Annotated in this window: 13 protein-coding genes and 1 pseudogene; 8 read left to right on the top strand and 6 right to left on the bottom strand. The window is 70.1% G+C overall.

The genetic code is table 11. From position 1 onward, the window contains the following. Positions 1–774 (bottom strand): molybdopterin-dependent oxidoreductase (locus tag OQF71_RS10560; protein ID WP_280587594.1); only part of this gene is annotated, 774 nt, incomplete at its 3' end. Between the two features lie 461 nt (positions 775–1,235). Between OQF71_RS10560 and OQF71_RS10565 the strand changes: the two genes are divergently transcribed. Genes OQF71_RS10565 through OQF71_RS10580 form a run of 4 tightly spaced genes read left to right on the top strand, consistent with a single transcriptional unit; the run spans position 1,236 to position 5,627 of the window. Beyond that, positions 1,236–3,011, top strand: a complete 1,776-nt coding sequence (locus OQF71_RS10565) for a ferredoxin--nitrite reductase (RefSeq protein ID WP_280587595.1) — start codon at positions 1,236–1,238, stop codon at positions 3,009–3,011. Then, on the top strand, positions 3,004–3,153 hold the full coding sequence (locus OQF71_RS10570; protein ID WP_280587596.1) for a hypothetical protein: 150 nt from the start codon (positions 3,004–3,006) through the stop codon (positions 3,151–3,153). The genes OQF71_RS10565 and OQF71_RS10570 overlap by 8 nt, the downstream gene beginning before the upstream one ends. Further along, positions 3,150–5,300: an assimilatory nitrate reductase NasA gene (gene nasA, locus OQF71_RS10575; protein ID WP_280587597.1), complete on the top strand. Its 2,151-nt coding sequence runs from the start codon at positions 3,150–3,152 to the stop codon at positions 5,298–5,300. The genes OQF71_RS10570 and nasA overlap by 4 nt, the downstream gene beginning before the upstream one ends. A 45-nt stretch (positions 5,301–5,345) precedes the next feature. Beyond that, positions 5,346–5,627 carry a DUF6360 family protein gene (locus OQF71_RS10580; RefSeq protein ID WP_280587598.1) on the top strand — a complete coding sequence of 94 codons (282 nt, stop codon included), beginning with the start codon at positions 5,346–5,348 and terminating at the stop codon, positions 5,625–5,627. A 19-nt stretch (positions 5,628–5,646) separates the two neighbouring features. On the opposite strand, the gene hjc is transcribed toward OQF71_RS10580, so the two are convergent. From hjc to OQF71_RS10595, 3 genes are all read right to left on the bottom strand, one after another. Continuing rightward, on the bottom strand, positions 5,647–6,183 hold the full coding sequence (hjc, locus tag OQF71_RS10585; RefSeq protein WP_309243345.1) for a Holliday junction resolvase Hjc: 537 nt from the start codon (positions 6,181–6,183) through the stop codon (positions 5,647–5,649). Between the two features lie 63 nt (positions 6,184–6,246). After that, positions 6,247–6,618: a rhodanese-like domain-containing protein gene (locus tag OQF71_RS10590; RefSeq protein WP_280587617.1), complete on the bottom strand. Its 372-nt coding sequence runs from the start codon at positions 6,616–6,618 to the stop codon at positions 6,247–6,249. 101 nt (positions 6,619–6,719) lie between these two features. Further along, positions 6,720–7,250 (bottom strand): NAD(P)H-dependent oxidoreductase, encoded by a 531-nt coding sequence (locus tag OQF71_RS10595; protein ID WP_280587600.1) that lies wholly within the window; start codon positions 7,248–7,250, stop codon positions 6,720–6,722. Positions 7,251–7,372: 122 nt separating this feature from the next. Between OQF71_RS10595 and OQF71_RS10600 the strand changes: the two genes are divergently transcribed. The 4 genes from OQF71_RS10600 to OQF71_RS10615 all read left to right on the top strand — a co-directional run bounded on the left by OQF71_RS10600 (position 7,373) and on the right by OQF71_RS10615 (position 10,827). After that, the gene (locus OQF71_RS10600; RefSeq protein WP_280587605.1) at positions 7,373–8,752 is read left to right on the top strand and encodes a phosphoglucomutase/phosphomannomutase family protein; all 1,380 of its coding nucleotides are present in this window, start codon (positions 7,373–7,375) and stop codon (positions 8,750–8,752) included. Positions 8,753–8,884: 132 nt separating this feature from the next. Next, positions 8,885–9,274, top strand: a complete 390-nt coding sequence (locus OQF71_RS10605; RefSeq protein WP_280587608.1) for a hypothetical protein — start codon at positions 8,885–8,887, stop codon at positions 9,272–9,274. A gap of 61 nt (positions 9,275–9,335) precedes the next feature. Further along, positions 9,336–10,079 (top strand): DNA polymerase sliding clamp, encoded by a 744-nt coding sequence (locus OQF71_RS10610; protein ID WP_280587610.1) that lies wholly within the window; start codon positions 9,336–9,338, stop codon positions 10,077–10,079. Position 10,080: 1 nt separating this feature from the next. Beyond that, on the top strand, positions 10,081–10,827 hold the full coding sequence (locus tag OQF71_RS10615) for a hypothetical protein (RefSeq protein WP_280587612.1): 747 nt from the start codon (positions 10,081–10,083) through the stop codon (positions 10,825–10,827). On the opposite strand, the gene OQF71_RS10620 is transcribed toward OQF71_RS10615, so the two are convergent. Together OQF71_RS10620 and OQF71_RS10625 are read right to left on the bottom strand one after the other, a co-directional pair. Then, on the bottom strand, positions 10,828–12,648 hold the full coding sequence (locus OQF71_RS10620; protein ID WP_280587614.1) for a histidine kinase N-terminal 7TM domain-containing protein: 1,821 nt from the start codon (positions 12,646–12,648) through the stop codon (positions 10,828–10,830). It lies immediately after the preceding gene. 111 nt (positions 12,649–12,759) lie between these two features. Then, positions 12,760–13,530 (bottom strand): annotated as a pseudogene (locus OQF71_RS10625) (MFS transporter); the annotation flags it as partial.

The raw sequence follows: 13,530 nt of genomic DNA on the forward strand, positions 1-13,530 counted from the left end.
ACCCCCCCGGAGCGCCCCGGCGGACGCCGCGAACCCCACCGTGTGTCGCTCGACGATCGCCTCGTCGACCGCGCCGGCGTCGACGACCCCCGCGAGCACCGCCCGCGCCAGCGCGAGGGCGGTCCCGGGCTCCGGCCGGACGTGGACGTCGGCGTCGGCCGCCGTCCGCGTCTCGACCGGGTCGACGACGATCAGCTCGCCGTCGCCCGCGGCGGCGCTGTTCTCGATCCACGAGTGCAACACGGGATGCGCGACGGCGGGGTTCGCGCCCCAGACGACGTGGGTCTCCGCCGCCGGAACGTCGTCGTATGTCGGCGGGGGCGCGTCGCTCCCGAACGCCTGGGCGTACGCCGCGACGGCCGAGGCCATACACAGGGTCGTGTTCGCGTCGTAGTGCCGCGTTCCGAACGCGCCGCGGGCGACCTTCCCGAGCGCGTACGCCGCCTCGTTCGTCTGCTGCCCGCTCCCCAGCACGGCGACGTTGTCGGGGTCCCGGCGAATGGCTTCGATGAGCCGCGTCGTCACGACGCCGAGCGCGGTGTCCCAGTCCGTCGGCCGGAGCGACCCGCCGCGACGGATGAGCGGCCGCGTCAGCCGCTCCGCGCCCGGATCGACGGTCTCGCTGACCCCGCGCTGGCAGTTGCGGCCACCGGTCGTCGGGTGGTCCGGGTCCCCGGAGACGTCGACGAGACGGCCCTCGTCGGTCGATTCCTCCTGGCGGTAGCCGCACCCGACCGCGCACCGCATACAGGTGGTCGGTTTCCGGTCGCTCATCCGCGGACCGGTGGTGACGGAACTGATCGATCGTCGTCTCCCTGGACGTCGTTTTTCGGAAACATTTCGACTGTGTCCACGGTGGCCTGTGTGACGGATAACTGTTGTTTATAAGTAAAAACCACCGTATATCGGGTATCTGGGGTGTTTCGTGCGATCGCGACGGAACACATCCCTATCGATTAGGGGTCCTTAACCAATATCGCGCTGTGAGACGACGGTTCCGATCTGCAACTATTGGGCCAAGTAAGTATGGGAATATCAAATTCGATCTGAACGGGACGGAAATATCTGGGCTGAAGCGACCGAATTCCGATCTGTGGCGATCGAGTTCAAAATTTCTGTATTTATTAAAGAGACAGCATTTTATGCCGTGGTTCACACGCAATTCCCAGACAAATGCGTCAAACACACGAAAAAGAATCGGCCGAGACTCGGATCGACAACTCGGGTGGGACTGCGTGACGAACAAGAAGGAGACGTGGAAAGACGGGATGTACGGCGACGAGGTCCGGGAGAAGATCCTCGAGTTCGCGGAGGCGGGGTGGGAGTCGATCCCGGAGGACGAACGCGACATGTGGTTCTCTCGGTTCAAGTTCTGGGGCGTCTTCCACCAGCGCTCCGGCCAGGAGAGCTACTTCATGCTGCGGCTGGCGAACGCGAACGGCCTCCTCACCGCCGAACAGCTGGGCGCCGTCGGCGAGGTCGCCGCGGAGTACGCCAGGGGGCCGGTGTCGAACCCGGAGTTCGGCGACGCGTGGATCGACCTCACCACCCGCCAGTCGATCCAGCTCCACTGGCTCAAGCTTGAAGACATCCCGGCGATCTGGGAGAAACTGGAAGGCGTCGGCCTCTCGTCGCGCTCCTCGGGGGGCGACACGATGCGGAACATCTCCGGCTGTCCGGTGGCCGGCCGCGACAAACACGAGTTTGTCGACGCGCAGCCGGTCCTCGACGAGATCACGGCGAAGCTCCGCGCGGACGACGACCTGGCGAACATGCCCCGGAAGTTCAACATCAGCGTGACCGGCTGCCGCGAGGGGTGCGCGCAGGACTCGATCAACGGGATCGGCCTCGAACCCGCCGCGAAGGCGGTCGACGGCGACGACGTGCGGGGGTTCAACGTGCGAGTCGGCGGCGGCCTCGGCGGTCGGGAGCCCCGGCGGGCACGGAGCCTCGACGTGTTCGTGACGCCCGACGAGGCGTACGACGTCGTCAGGGGGTTCGTCGAGCTGTACTTCGAGAACGGAAACCGGGAGAACCGACAGCAGAACCGGAGTCGGTTCTTCGTCGACGAGTGGGGCACGGAGAAGATTCGCGACCGCCTCCAGGCGTCGTACGTCGACTTCGACCTCCGGCGCGAGGGAGCGGACCTCCGCGACGAGTACACGTACAACGCCGGCAAGGCGCCGACAGAGGGGAAACACGACCACGTTGGCGTCCACGAGCAGACCGACGGCGACTACTACGTCGGTCTGGCGGTGCCGATCGGACGGCTGACCGCCGCCGAGACGGTCCGGCTGGCCGACCTCGCGGCGACGCACGGCTCGGGGGAGATGCGGCTCACCCGGCGGCAGAACCCACTCATTCTGGATGTCCCGGAATCGGAGCTCGCCGACCTGCTCGACGCCGACCTGCTCGAGACGCACAGCCCCGAGCCGAGCGTGTTCACGCGGGGCGCGATGGCGTGTACGGGCACGGAGTTCTGCTCGCTGGCCCTGACGGAGACGAAGGCCAGGACGGCGGCGATGCTCCGCTGGCTGCGCGCCAACGTCGACCTCCCGGACGACGTCGAGCAGATCAAGATCCACTACTCCGGCTGCACGGCGGACTGCGGGCAGGCGATGACCGCCGACATCGGCTTCCAGGGGATGCGAGCGCGGAAGGACGGCGAGATGGTCGAGGCCATCGACGTCGGCGTCGGCGGCGGGATCGGTCCGGAGCCCTCCTTCGTCGAGTGGATCAGACAGCGCGTCCCGGCCGACGAGGTGCCCGGCCTGCTGCGGAACCTCCTGAACGCGTTCGCGGCGGGGCGCGAGGAGGGGGAGACGTTCCGTGAGTGGGTCGAGGCGACCGGCGAGGAGGCGCTCGTCGAACTGGCCGAGCCCGAGGAGACCGACTACGAGGACCCCTGTCTCACCGACGCGAAGCGGTCGTGGTACCCGTTCGCCGACGGCGAGGGGCCCGCACCGACCGACGTCGACGGGACGCCGTTAGCGACCGAGAGCGATGACTGACCGGACCGCCGAGGCGACTCCCGAGCGCCTCCGCGACCGCGCCGGCGACGGGGCGACCGTGCCGGTGGCGTCGATGGACGTCGCTCCGGAGCTGTTCCCGACGGAGGCCACCGACGACGAGACGGCGCGGGGTGCGGAGTGAACGACCCCGTCCCGACCACCTGTATGCGGTGCGCGGTCGGGTGCGGCCACCTCACCGGGCGGGTCGACTCGGGGTACGGAATCGACGGCGTCAGGGGGGACGTCGCCCACCCGACGAACCGCGGGCTCGCGTGTTCCCGCGGCATCGACGAGACGCAGAACCCCGACGGCGAGTGGCTGACGCGACCGTACGTCCGACGGGACGGCGAACTGCGCCGCACCACGTGGGACGTCGCGCTCTCCCGGGTCGTCGACGGGTTCCGCGACGTGCTCGACCGGGACCGCCACGGCCTCGCCGTCCTCGGGAGCGGCCAGCAGACGAACGAGGCCGCCTACGCGCTGGGGAAACTGGCCCGCGGCGGCTTCGGGACGCGGCACTACGACGCGAACACGACCCTGTGTATGGCGAGCGCCGTGGCCGCGTACAACGACGCGTTCGGGAGCGACGCGCCCCCGCCGACCTACGACGACATCGGGGACGCGACGACCCACGTCGTCTGGGGTGCGAATCCGGCGGTGGCACATCCCGTGCTGTTCCGGTGGGTAGTCGAGAGCGCGACCGAGGACGGGAGCCGGCTGATCGTCGTCGACCCGGTCGAGACGCGGACCGCGGAGCGGGGAGACCGCCACGTCGCGCCCGACCCGGGGACGGACCTCGCGCTGGCCCGCGCCGTCCTCGCCCGAGCGATCGAGCGCGGCGAGGTCGACGAGGCGTTCGTCGAGGAGGCGACGACGGGCTTCGAGGCGCTCCGGGCGGAGCTTCCCGACCCGGCGACGGCCGCGGCGACCGCGGGCGTCTCCCTCGCGACCGTGGACGCGCTCGCCGACGCGTTCGAGGACTCGACGCTGGTCTACTGGGGGATGGGCGTCAACCAGAGCGTCCAGGGGAGCGACACCGCCGGCGCCCTGATCGATCTCTGCCTCGCCACGGGCAACATGGGACCCGGGAGCGGCCCCTTCTCGCTGACCGGCCAGGCCAACTCCATGGGGACGCGCGTGTGCTCGTCGAAGGGGTCGTGGCCGGGGATGCGCTCGTTCGAGGACCCGGCCGAACGGCGGACGATCGCCGAGGCGTGGGGCGTGCCCGTCGAGCGCCTCCCGGACGATTCGGGCCCGGGACCGGTCGGTATCTGCGAGGCGATCGACGGCGGTCCCGTCGAGGCCGTGTGGGCCGTCGCGACGAACCCGGCCGCGGGACTGCCGGACGCGTCGGCCGCCCGCGAGCGCCTCCGCGAGACGTTCCTCGTCGTTCAGGACGCGTTCCACACCGACACCACCGAGCTGGCGGACGTCGTCCTCCCGGCGGCGACGTGGGGGGAGTCGGACGGCACGGCGATGAACATGGAGCGGCGGATCTCGCGCGTCCGCCCGGCCTCCGACCTCGCGCCGGCCGTGCGGACCGACCTGGACGTCATCACGGCCGTCGGGGAGGCGGTCGCTCCCGGGCTGTTCCCGGAGACGGAGCCGGCCGCCGTGTTCGACGAGCTCGCCGCGCTCACCGCCGGCACGGCTGCCGACCTCTCCGGCGTCTCGTACGACCGCCTCCGGGAGGAGCGCGCCGTCCGCTGGCCCGCTCCGTCCGCGAAGTCGGAGGGCGGGTACCGCTACCACGACGACGGCGACTGGTCGTTTCGGACGCCCTCCGGCCGCGCCCGGTTCTCGACCGGAACGCACGGAGCGGCCCCGGAACCGACCGACGAGTCGTATCCGCTCGTGTTGACCACCGGCCGCGAGCCGGACGGCTACAACACCGGTGTCCGGTCGCGGGACGGGGAGGCGGACCCCGCGGTCGTCGCGCGGGTGAACCCGGCCACGATCGAGCGCACGAGCGACGGGACGAGATCGGAGGGGGCGGCGTCGGAGTCGGGAGATCCGCTCGGGAAAACGGCGATCGAACCCGGCGAGATAGCGCGCCTCGTCTCCCGGCGCGGCTCGATTTCCGTCCGCGTCGCGGCCGACACGGCCGTCCCGACGGGAACGGTCTGGCTGCCGATCCACAACGGGACGACCAACGACCTGACGCTGGCGGCCACCGACCCGCGCTCGAACGAACCGAACTACAAGCAGTGCGCGGTCGCGCTGGCGCCGGCCGCCGACGAGGTCGCCGCCGAGGAGCCGCGCCGGACCAAACCGACCGCCGACGACTGAGACGGAACCGGACCACGACCCCATATCAAACCGAATCACGACCCCATGTCAAACCGAATCACGACCGTGAACGCGTACACGACGCTCGACCTCGTCGCCGCCCGGATCGAGACCCACGAGACGGCCCTGTCGCTCGACGGGGTGGTGGACGTCGCGGTCGCGGACGACTCGCCGGACCGCGTCGTCTTGAGCGTCGAACTGGACACGGTCGGCGTCGACGGGATCACCCCGCACGCCGACCGCGTTCGCTTGACTCCCGAGCAGGCGGAGACGCTGGCCGACGACCTGACGGAGTACGCCCGCGACGCGAGGGCGGAGTCCGACTGACGTTCGGCCGCCGACCCGCTCACAGCACGTCGATCGCGTCCTCGACCGGCATGTGGCCGTCTCGGACCGCCTCGAGGATCTCCCGCCGCTCCTCGGTCTCGCGGTCGATACCGCCTCCGCCGCCGACCTCGCTGAGGGTCACTTTCTCCGTCTCGCCGACGAACTCGGGGAAGTCGGTGCCGTCGGCGAGCGCTTTCTCCTTCTTGACGCGGTACGACCCGGCGTCGGTGGTGTACAGGTCGCCCGGGTGGAAGAAGTACCAGTCCTCGCGGTCGAACCGCACCGCGATCCGCGCCTTCGCGCCGAAGTTCCGCGCGAAGAACAGGAGCGCCTCCACCTCCTCGCCGGTGAGGTAGATGGGGTCGCCCGCGCTCGATTTCGCCTCGATCGCGTAGAACGTCTCGCCGTCGCCGGCGAGCACGTCTGGGAGCTCGCGCTCCGTCGCGGCGCCGCTGGCCGGGGCGCGCATCACGGCGAATCCCGCGTCGTCGAGGGCGTTCACCAGTTCGCGCTCGCGGCGGTCGCCCTTCCGGTTAGCGGACACGGTCGTCGTCACCCGGTTCGGTCATGCCCGTCGTAGACGCGAGCCGGTCAAAAGGGCGGCGGGTCGTCGGTCCCGTCACCCCCGAAGCCGCCACCACAGCGATCGGATCCGGTAGCTCAGCGAATCTCGCTCGTACCCCTTCCACCCGCTCATCCCGCCCGCGAGCGTCGACGCGTCGTACCCCGCATCGTCGAGGACGCGCGTCGCTCGTTTGGCGACGATCCCCATCTTGCAGACCGCGACGATCTCCCTGTCGTCGGGGAGCTCGTCGAGCCGGCGCCGGAGCGTCGACTCGTCGCCGCCCCGGAGGTCGTCGTACACCGGGACGTTTCGACTCGCGTCGATCGCGGCGCGATCGTACTCCGACTCGGGGCGGATGTCCAACAGGACCGGCTCGTCGTCGGTTCCGAGGCGCTCGTCCAACTCGGCGGGGAGAATGCGACCCATCGGCGAACGGTTGGTCTCGCGGCGGAAATCCCTGCCGTTCGCGGGCGTCGCCGCCGCCGTGTCCGCGCCCGACGCTGTGCTCACCTTGGGGTCGTCTCCAGTTACTCCCGCAGCCGCTCCGCGTGCTCGACGACGACGCGGCCGAGCCGCTCGGTTCGTCCTCGGATGTCGTCGTCACGGATTCCGGTCTCGTCGACGACGCCCGACGCCCCGCGGATTCCGACCTCGTGGGGGACCGTCCACGCGTGGACGTTTCGGAACGTCGACCGCAGGTGTTCGAGCGTCCCGCCGTAGGAGCCGCCGCCGGCGGTCGCCAGCAGTCCGACCGCGGTGTTCTCGTACTCCGTCGAGCCGCAGAAGTCGTGGAAGTTCTTGAACGTCGAGGAGTAGGAGCCGCGGTAGACGGGGGTCCCCGCGAGCACGCCGTCGGCCTCGCGGACGCGTCGTTTCAGCGCCTCGCTGTCCCCTTGCGCGTCCTCGTCCGGGTGGTACAGCGGGAGGTCGACCGCGCCCAGATCGATCATCCCGGTCTCCGCGCCCGCGGCCGCCGCGGCGTCGAGCGCGACTTCCAGCGCCGCCCGCGTGGTGCTGTCCGTGCGCCGGCTGCCGGAGACGGCGACGATTCGAGTCATACGTCGGGTTCGGGGTCGGATGATAATAACGCGGGCGGTTGTCAGTGACCACCGCCGGCCCGCCCGCGCAAGGTTCGCGATTGACACCGGGCATTATTGTCCCGGCCGCCGACGGGGTGGACATGGACAAGATTGCCTTCGGCACGGACGGCTGGCGGGCGACGCTCGACACCTTCACCGACGAGCGCGTGCGGATCGTGGGGCAGGCGGTCGCCGACCATCTCGACGCGGCGGGCCGCGACGAGCCGGTCGCGGTCGGCTACGACGCCCGCGAGACCTCGGAGGGATTCGCCGAGAGCCTCGCCGAGGTGCTCGCCGGCAACGGCTTCGACGTGCTCCTCCCCGAGCGCGACGCGCCGACCCCCGTGATCGCGTACGCCATCGTCAACCGGGGGCTCGCCGGCGCCTGCATGGTCACCGCCTCTCACAACCCGCCCGAGTACAACGGGGTGAAGTTCATCCCGCACGACGGCGCGCCCGCGCTCCCGGACGTGACCGAGGACGTGGTCGACCGCCTCGCGGAGCCCGACCTCCTCCCCGAGGCCGAGCGCGGCGAGATCTCGCGCGTCGACCTCGTGAGCGACCACGCCGACGCGGCCCGGAACCTCGTTGGCGCCGACCTCGGCGGGCTCACGGTCGCGTACGACGCGATGCACGGGAGCGGGCGCGGCGTCACCGACGCGCTCCTCGAATCGGCCGGCGCGGAGGTCGTTCGGCTGCGCTGCGACCGCGACGTGACGTTCGGCGGCGACTCCCCCGAGCCGTCGGCCGAGCACCTCGAGGAACTGGCCGCCCGCGTCACCGACCCCGACAGCGACGTCGACCTGGGGATCGCCAACGACGGCGACGCCGACCGGATCGCGGTCGTCACGCCCGATCGCGGCGTGCTCGACGCGAACCTCTTCTACGCCGCCTGCTACGACCGACTCCTCGAAGACGACTCCGGGCCCGCGGTCCGCACCGTCTCCACGACGTTCCTGATCGACCGGATCGCGGAGGCGCACGGCGAGGAGGTGTACGAGACCCCGGTCGGCTTCAAGTGGGTCGCCGAGGCGATGGGCGAGCACGACGCGCTGTTCGGCGGCGAGGAGTCCGGCGGGTTCACCCTCCGCGGCCACGTCAGGGAGAAGGACGGCGTGTTGATGTCGCTGCTCGCCGCGGGCACCCACGCCGCGGCGCCGTTCGACGAGCGGGTGGACCGTCTGCTCGACGAGCACGGCCACATCGCGGCCGGGAAGGTGTCGCTCGACTGTCCGGACGACCGGAAGGAGGGCGTCCTCGACGAGCTGGAAGACCACATCCCCGAGTCGGTTCGCGGTTCTCCCGTCGCGAAGGTCGTCACGCTCGACGGCTTCAAGCTCCTCTTGGAGAACGGCTCGTGGCTGCTCGTCCGCCCCTCCGGGACGGAGCCGAAGCTCCGGGTGTACGCCGAGGCGGACGGCGAGGCGGCGGTCGACGAGCTGCTCGCCGAGGGTCGCGAGATCGTCGAGCCGCTGATCTGAGCGCGGGGGACCCGGCGCGGCCGAATCCCCGCGGCGCGCCGGACGACTTTCAGTTCCGCTTTGCGTTCGGCTCGAATATTCATAAATTAACTCTGTATCGTCGTGTGCGGCCGCCCTCCGGCCGCGACTGCTATGCACGACGAGCTACCCGCGCCCTCGGCGACCGACGAACAGACCGGCGATTCGGTGCCCGAGTCGGCCGACGATCAGGAATCCGTGCGGACCGACGACCGACCGGACCGTTCCAACGAGCCGCCCGCGACCGGATCGGCGCCGCTCCGCGCCCGAGACGGGGTGGATCCGCCCGACGGATCGGCGGGGACCGCGCCCGACGGATCGGCGAGGACCGCCCCCGGCGGATCGGCGAGGACCGCGCCCGACGCCCCGCTCGCGGACTCGTCCGACGAGGCCGACGAGTCGGCCGACGAGGAGCCCCTCGCGTACCGGCTCGAACGCCTCCGTCTCTGGCGGACGCTGGCGACGCTCGCGGTCGTCGTCGCCCGCCTCATCCGGCCGCTTTGAGCGTTTCCGTGGCGGTCCGATCGGGTGCCTTTTTAGGTGATACCGCCCTAGCTGAACGTATATGTTCAAGGCCATCGTGGGCGCGTCGACGTTTCAGGACGCGCTCGATTCGGTGAGCGTGCTGGTCGACGAGTGTAAGATCCGCCTGAACGAGGAGGAGCTCTCGATCCGCGCCGTCGACCCCGCCAACGTGGGCATGGTCGACCTCACCCTCGAAGCCGCTGCGTTCGAGTCGTACGAGGCCGACGGCGGCGTCATCGGCGTCAACCTCGCCCGCTTGGAAGACATCGCCGGAATGGCCAACTCCGGCGACCTGATCCACCTCGAACTCGACGAGGAGACCCGCAAGCTCCATATCTCGATCGACGGCCTCTCGTACACCCTCGCGCTCATCGACCCCGACTCTATCCGCCAGGAGCCGGACATTCCGGACCTCGATCTCGCCGCCGAGATCGTCGTCGAGGGCGCCCAGATAGACCGCGGGATCAAGGCCGCCGACATGGTCTCCGACCACATCCGCCTGCGCGTCGACGAGGCCGACGAGGCGTTCTTCATCGAGGCCGAGGGCGACACCGACGACGTCGACCTCGAGCTCACCCGCGAGGACCTCATCGCGCTCACCGCCGGCCCCGCCGACTCGCTGTTCAGCCTCGACTACCTGAAGGACATGAACAAGGCGATCCCCGGCGACGCCGAGGTCACCATCGAGCTCGGCGAGGAGTTCCCGGTCAAACTCCACTACGGGTTCGCTGAGGGGCTCGGGCACGCAACGTATATGTTAGCACCCCGCATCCAGAGCGACTAGTTTGCCCAGGGAAACGTGCCCAGGATGCGGAAAATCGTTCAAACGGGTCGGTAGTCACTGGGCACGCGGTCGCTGCAACTCCCCCGAAATTCCCACGTACCTTCGCGAGATTCTCATCGGCTGTTTCATGGGTGATGGATCCGTCCCGAAGACGGACGGCGGAACTCACGGATTATTCCGTCTCCCGATGGTTAACAAGCAATTCTTGGAGTGGTTCGACCACGAGATGGGTATCTTGAGTACCGGTGTTGGTTTAAAAAAGACGGCATCGGAACTGGCACGTAATAACCGTGAGTCGGGATTCAGTCCGAATGCGAGGGCTGAGAACTACCATGATATGTACACTGTCATATCGCGATCCCACCCGTTCATGAGGTCGCTCCGACGGTGGTATCGGTCCGGAGAGAAGCGATTCCCGGAGGGCCTATCGTTAACGCCGCAGATCACGCGGATGTGGTACGCCTGCGACGGATTCCTTGATATTCAAGAGTACGGTCAGCCCAGGGCCTCGATACGGATACGACACAGAGACGATCGTCAGGATTTCCTTTTAAATCTATTCGAGGAGGTCGGCCTCTCACCGACGTACAGCCGCGAAACGATCCGCTTCGGCGTCGAAGAGACCCGCTCTTTCCTCGACTGGATGGGCAACCCGCCGCCCGGTTTCGAGTACAAGTGGGTGCTCGACTCACGGGAGCGATACGATCGCCTGAAAGCACAGGCGTACGGCGAGGCGCGCGCCTTCTAATCATCTCACGATCGGGATCGTCACAGTCACTTTCGTCCCCCGCGGCTCGCGCTCGTCGTAGTCGACGTCGGCCCCGACCGCCGCGGCGCCCCACGCGACGACCCACAGCCCCAGCCCGGACCCGTGTTCCAGCGCCGTCTCCCGCCCGGACTCGACGGTCTCGATCTCGTGGTCGGGGATGCCGGGGCCGTCGTCGGCGACGATGAGACGGAACCGCCCGGCCTCCTCGGACCCGTCGTTCTCGCCGCTATCGCCGCCCTCTCGCCCGAGCGACACCCGGACCCACTGGCCGCCGTCCGCGCGCTCGACGCCCTCGCCGTCGTGGTGAGCGAGCGCGTTCTCGACGGTGTTCTCGACGACCGCGCGGAGCGAGTCGGCCCTGACGCGGGTGGTCCACTCCGTTCCGTCCGTTTCCGTGTCCCGCTCGACGTCCAGTTCGACGGTGGCGTCCGGCTCGCGCTCCCGGGCGTCGGTGACCATCTCCTCGACGAGGTCGTCGACGGCGACCGCGCTCGCCTCCCCCTCGGAGAGGAGCTGCTCGACGGTGCCGGCCTTCTCGCCGAGCGCGGCGAGCGCGCCCGCTCGCCGCTCGATCGCGTCGGCCATCTGCGCCAGCTCGGGATCCCCCACCCGGTCGGCGAGCAGCTCGCCGTAGCCGCGGACGACGCCGGCGTCGTTCCGCAGGTTGTGCCGGAGCACCCGGTTCAACACCTCCAGCTGCTGGCGGCGGCGCTCCCGCTCGGTCACGTCGGAGAAGACGACCGTGTAGCCCACGCGGGTCCCGCGGGGATCGGTCAGCGGCGAGGCCGACACCGCGTACGTGTGACGCCCCGAGCCGTCACCGAACTCGACCTCGACCGTCTCGCGAGCGGCGCCGTCCCCGCGCGGCGCTCCCTCGCCGTCGCCCCCGCTCTCGTCGATCTCTCCGCCCACTCCGACCGAAAGGTCGAGGAACGCGTCGAGCGGCTGACCCCGGGCGGTCTCGGCGTCGACGCCCAGCAGCGTCTCGGCCGCGGGGTTGAGCCTGACGACGCGGCGGTCGGGCGCGAGCGCGACGATGGGGTCGGTGAGGTCGTCGATCGCGGTGCGCTCGGCGGCGCGGCTGGTCGTCGGGTTGCGGTCGAACATCTCCGCGCGGTCGAACGCGTACGCGTCGAGCAGCATGTGCGGGACGAACATCAGGGGCGCGAGCTGGAGCTGCGGCACCGGGCCCAGCTCCAGCGTCCACGCGACGAGCGCGAACCCCGGCGGCAGCGAGCTCAGCGCGACCGCGGCGCTCTCCCGGCGGTACAGCGGCCCGTAGCTGAGCAGGGTGTCGACGAGGAGGAAGACCGCGCTGGCGACGAGCACGGTCTCGACGGCGACGACGAGGTACGCCCACGGGCCGAACGCGTACGAGACCGTCGCGACGCCGAACGCGGGGTCGAACCCGAACCCGGTCCAGAACGCCCCGTGGAGCGGGTTCGTGGCGAGCAGTGCGGTCGAGAGGAGCCCGAAGCCGACGACCGCCGCGAACAGGCGGCTCCGGACCACGTCGCTCCGGCCGGTGTACTCCAGCGCGAAGCCGAGGAAGGCGACGCCGGCCCAGACGATTCCGAGCCACATCGTCGCCTCCAGTACGACCCGGAGCGCCTGGTCCGTGACCAGGAGCCCGACCCCGTAGGAGAGACACCACGTCGCTTGCGCCGCGAACACGCCGAGGAACCAGTCGACGCCGGGGCGTCCTCGGTGTTCGCGGATCGCCAACGCGAGACCGAGCGCTCCCACCCCGCCGGCAAGCGAGCCGATGGCGGGCCACGCAGGGACGATGTCGGAGAGCATCTGTCGGCCACGAGGGGGACGCATCGCGTAAAGCTGTCGCGGCGAGGCCCGGTACCGACCGCCCTTTCCTTTCGATCGCCCTTCCTCTCGATCGCCCTTTCCTCCCGACGCTCAGTCCGCCGATTTCCGGAACGCCGCGGCGACGGGAACGAGAAGAAGCGCGCCGACGAGGAACGGCGACGCGACGGCGACGGTGTAGAGGACGGCCATCAGGGGCGGACCGACGGTCCGGCCGAGACTCGACGCGCCCTGCGTCACCCCGAAGGCGGCCCCCTGTTCCGCGTCGCCGGCCGACGCGGAGACGAGCGTCGCCAGCGAGACGTTGACGAGGGCGTTCCCGAGCGAGAGCGCCGCGAGCGCGACGAGCAGCGCGACGAGCGGGAGCGTGAGCCACGCCGGCCCGCCGACGGCGACGTCGCCGGTCGCTCGCCCGACCACTCCGGTCGCGGGGATCGCGACGAGCGCGCCCGCGAGGACGACCGACCCGACCGCGACGAGCGTCCGCGAGGGGACGACCCGCGAGAGCCGCCCGACGAGCACCCCTTGATTCACCGCGCCGAGGACGCCGACGTAGGTGAGCAGGAACGCCGCGGCCGTCGCGTCGTAGCCGAACGCGTCCGCGACGAACGGGATGAACATCACCTGGACGCCCGCGAACGCGACGGCCACGACGAAGTACGCGACCGTCAGCGGGCGGAGCGTCACCGAGGCGAGCGCGTCGCGGAACTGGCCGATTGCGGTGGTGCGCCGGGTCCCCTCCGGCCCCGCCGCCCCCGCGTCTCCCGCCGGTCGCGTCCGCGTCGGTTCTTCGAGGAAGGCGGCGCCGACGCCGACCGTGTGGTTGCTTTTTCCGGTCGCTGCGAAACAGAGGAGCGAGAACGC

This window comes from Halorubrum sp. Boch-26, assembly GCF_029889805.1.
Taxonomy (GTDB): Archaea; Halobacteriota; Halobacteria; order Halobacteriales; family Haloferacaceae; genus Halorubrum.